Source organism: Mesorhizobium sp. M1396, assembly GCF_040317725.1.
Lineage (GTDB): Bacteria > Pseudomonadota > Alphaproteobacteria > Rhizobiales > Rhizobiaceae > Mesorhizobium.
Map to the genome: position 1 here is coordinate 1 of NZ_JAMYLA010000125.1, position 3,790 is coordinate 3,790.

At 61.6% G+C, this 3,790-nt stretch carries 2 pseudogenes; one reads left to right on the forward strand and one right to left on the reverse strand.

Annotated features, from left to right (window positions below):
• Positions 1–504 (forward strand): annotated as a pseudogene (locus tag NKH02_RS34125) (transposase); the annotation flags it as partial.
• Positions 505–1,045: 541 nt separating this feature from the next.
• Here NKH02_RS34125 and NKH02_RS34130 read toward each other — a convergent pair.
• Positions 1,046–2,210, reverse strand: a pseudogene (locus NKH02_RS34130) (IS256 family transposase).
• Between the last annotated feature and the right edge of the window lie 1,580 nt (positions 2,211–3,790).

Below are 3,790 nucleotides of genomic sequence, written 5' to 3' on the forward strand. Positions count from 1 at the left end.
GCTCGAGCGGCTCGACCTCGTACGTGCGCAGATCCGCGTCATCGAACAGGACCGCCTGTGTAGGTTCACCGCGGCTCCGGATGCACCAGGAGGCCGGCATGCGATGGTGCGCCTCATCGCACGGATCATTGGCGTCGGTGTCGAGACGGCGGACATGCTGGTCCACGAGATCCTGTCGCGCGGCTTGCGCGATCGCCGCGCGGTGGCGCGCTATGCCGGGCTCACGGGGTCGCCGGATGAGAGCGGCAAACGCCGCCGCGAGAAGGGGCTGGCACGCGCCGGCAGTGCCCGCGTGCGGCGCGGTATGATCCAATTGGCCTGGCGCTTTCTCCTCTTCCAGAAGGACAGTGCCCTTTCCAATGGTTCCATACGCGTACGGCCGACGGCCGCAAAGCCACGCGCAAGACGATGATCGTCGCGCTGGCGCGCAAGCTTCTGATTGCGCTGTGGCGCCTCGTCACCACGGGCGAGGCGCCACAGGGCGTCAGTTTGCGTGCGGCGTGACGGGGCATGTGGGAAGAGGAGAGCAAACGCACACCCAATTGGCTGGCCCGCAGCAGGGTTTGCCGATGATGATCCGAGGTGCGGCAACCCGAAGCTACACATGGTCCTCGGACCGCGGACGTAGAATGGGCCCGGCGCCCCGGAGCTTCGCCCACCGATGCGCATGCTGCATCATGGTTCAGATCCACTGAGATCGACCGAATACAAGTCTGCCGCGCGGCACCCGCGCCTGCTTATGGCGAACTCCGCCTCGGAATCCCATTGTCGGCACCTCGCAGGGCTCCCTGCCGACCGAGCAAGCATGCCGCCGTGCTCGTGACCGTCAAGGACAAGTCGCTGCGCGATCGGGCCTGCGGCCCAGCCTTGACCGCCACTGCGCGCGGCAGCCAGCGCGAAGGTAGGTCGGGAAGAGGAGATGGCCGCCAATCAGCCGAACTAGGAGATGGATGATATGAAGCAAGAGCTGGCTTGACAATCATCGCCCCATACACGTGTAGCTGGCGGCTTGGTCGCCGCGCTCTCCGGCATGAGGCCGGGGTGATCAGCGTGCCACGGCTGGCAGGCTGATGAGAGGATCATCGCTCATTTGGCCGATGGTTTCCAGCGTCATGTATCTGGCGCGCTGGACAGCCCATTCATCGTTCTGCTCGAGCAGGAGCGCGCCGACGAGGCGAATGATGGCGTCGTCGTTGGGGAAGATGGCGACGACCTCTGTGCGTCGCTTGATCTCGCCGTTGAGACGCTCGATGGGATTTGTCGAGTGGAGCTTGGCGCGATGCTCCTTGGGGAAGGTCATGTAGGCCAGCACATCAGGCTCGGCATCGTCCATGATCGTCACCAGCTTCGGCACCTTCGGCCGGATCTGGTCGGCGACTGCGCGCCATTGCAGGCTCTGCGAAAGCGGTGGCGATGAAGGCCGAGACGACCCTGCGGCCGCTCTTGCCGGCATGGGCCAGCAAGTTCCTCATGAAATGGACCCCGCAGCGCTGCCATGTCGCGCACAGCACTTTGGTGACGGCCGCCTTGAGGCCTTCGTGCGCGTCGGAGACGACGAGCTTGACGCCGCGCAGGCCGCGTCAGCTTGCGCAGGAACTCCGTCCAGATTGGCTCGGCCTCCGAGGTGCCGATCTCCATGCCCAACACCTCGCGCCGGCCGTCCCGCGTTGACGCCGACGGCAATGATGACGGCGACCGAGACAATGCGCCCGCCGCGGCGCACGTGGCATCGATCCACAGGTATGGCCAATCGCCCTCGATCGGCCGTTCGAGGAAGGCCTTCACCTTGCCGTCGATCTCTTCGCACAGCCGCGAGACCTGGCTCTTGGAGATCCCGCTCATGCCCATGGCCTTGACCAGGTCGTCGACGGAGCGGGTCGAGATGCCCTGGACGTAAGCTTCCTGGATGACGGCGGTCAGCGCCTTCTCGGCCATGCGGCGTGGTTCGAGGAACCCGGAAAGTAGCTTCCCTTCCTGAGCTTCGGGATGCGCAGCTCGACCGTGCCGAGCCCGCGTCTCCAGTCGCGCTCGCGGTAGCCGTTGCTCTGCGCCAGCCGCAGCGCATTCTTCTCGCCATAGGCGGCGCCGGTGGCGGCCCCCACCTCCAGTTCCATCAGGCGCTCGGCGGCAAAGCCGATCATCTCGCGCAGGATATCGGCGTCAGGGGTCTTCTCCACGAGCGCGCGCAGGTTCATCATGTCGTCGGTCATCGGTGGTTCCTTCGAATCAGGTTGGTGTCAGCAACCCGACCTTTACCGGGGAACATCGATGACCGCCGCAAAGCCGCTCGCTCGCGAGCGGCTTCGCTACCGCCGAGCTACACCACCTCTGGGGACGCGACCAAAATTTGCGCCCCTTTGCGCGAACAGACTATGACGCAGAAACCTGCGTTTTGCCTGGCTGCACACATTTCCCGCTTTCGAGGCGCCTCGCCAATTTCTCCGTGCCCCAGATAGCGACGAGAGGTGAGTTTGCCTTCGGCCCATTTCGATTTCACTCGTTCTGGCCGAATTCAAGAACCAAGGTCGACATTGCGTAAGGGCCACGGCCCCGGTCCAAAAACCAGCCTGCCGGGCTTCGTTCATGAGGTTTCAACAACCTGATTCGGCGGATGGATAATTGCGGCACAAAATAGCCACCCTGCACCGTCGTTGCGGGTTGCGGGCTTCCGGCTGGAGTCATTCCCGCTTGGACCTTTAGCTTTCAGCTGTAGGGATTGTTACGATCCCGCCAGCGAACATCAATAATTGCGCGCATGCATTGAGAACGCCGAATTCCTGCTTTTTTGCGGATTAAATTGCGGAAACCGGCCCAAATTGTTGCTACGTTGATGAAACGGGCACTGAGCGGTCCGATAGCGAGGATGGGCTGGACGTGACGTCCAGGGCATTGTTTCGCTTCAGAGTCCCGTGTTGCAAATTGATATGAACGTCGTCCTAAACTGTGTTGAGTAGGAGCGGCAAACAAAAACAGATGTGAGGATTTAAATGGCGTTGACCGAGCCCCCCGTCTAGGAATTCTGACGCTCGAAGGCGTGCCTGCCGGCGGCCACACGCCGTGGCCGTCCGGCACACTGCTGAATCCGGCTACCTTTGACTTTCCAATGATTTGGGAAACTGTCTCAGGAGCTTGGCCGGAAGCTGTTATCCGCGGCGAGCGAGCGCTTGAGTCGCCTTGCGTTGAAGCTGCTAGGCGGCTAGTCGAACGAGGCGCAAACGCAATTACCGCAGACTGCGGGTTCTTTATACGGCATCAGGAGGCGGTAGCTGCGGCGGTGGATGTCCCCGTCGCGATGTCTAGCCTACTGCTAGTTCCAACGCTGCTCCGTCAGCTGTCGCCGGCCGCCAAGCTCGCTATCGTTACTGCGGACTCGACTCACTGTGACGTAAACCTGCTCGGGATTAACGATCCGGCCGACCGGCAGAGGGTGGTAATAGGCGGGGGCTTCTCAAGCAGAACGTTGCAAAGAATGGAGATGATGATTGCGTCTCATCCAACTGAAAATGACATAGCTGCTTGTATTGCTGATATCGAAGATGATGTAGCTGCCTGTATAGCGCTACTCCGCGCCTCGCATCCCGATATTGCGGCAGTCTTGTTCGAATGTACTGCGTTTCCATGGGTCACGCCGGCTATCCGTCGTATAACAAAGTTGCCGATCTACGACATCACAACTCTTTGCCGGTTGACGTTCGAGTCAGTTGCCTAGCACTACTTTGGCAGTTTAGATTCGACGGCGTCGGCGAGGAGTTTCTCACAGTGGGGGCATCGCCTGGGTGGCGGCCGTGCG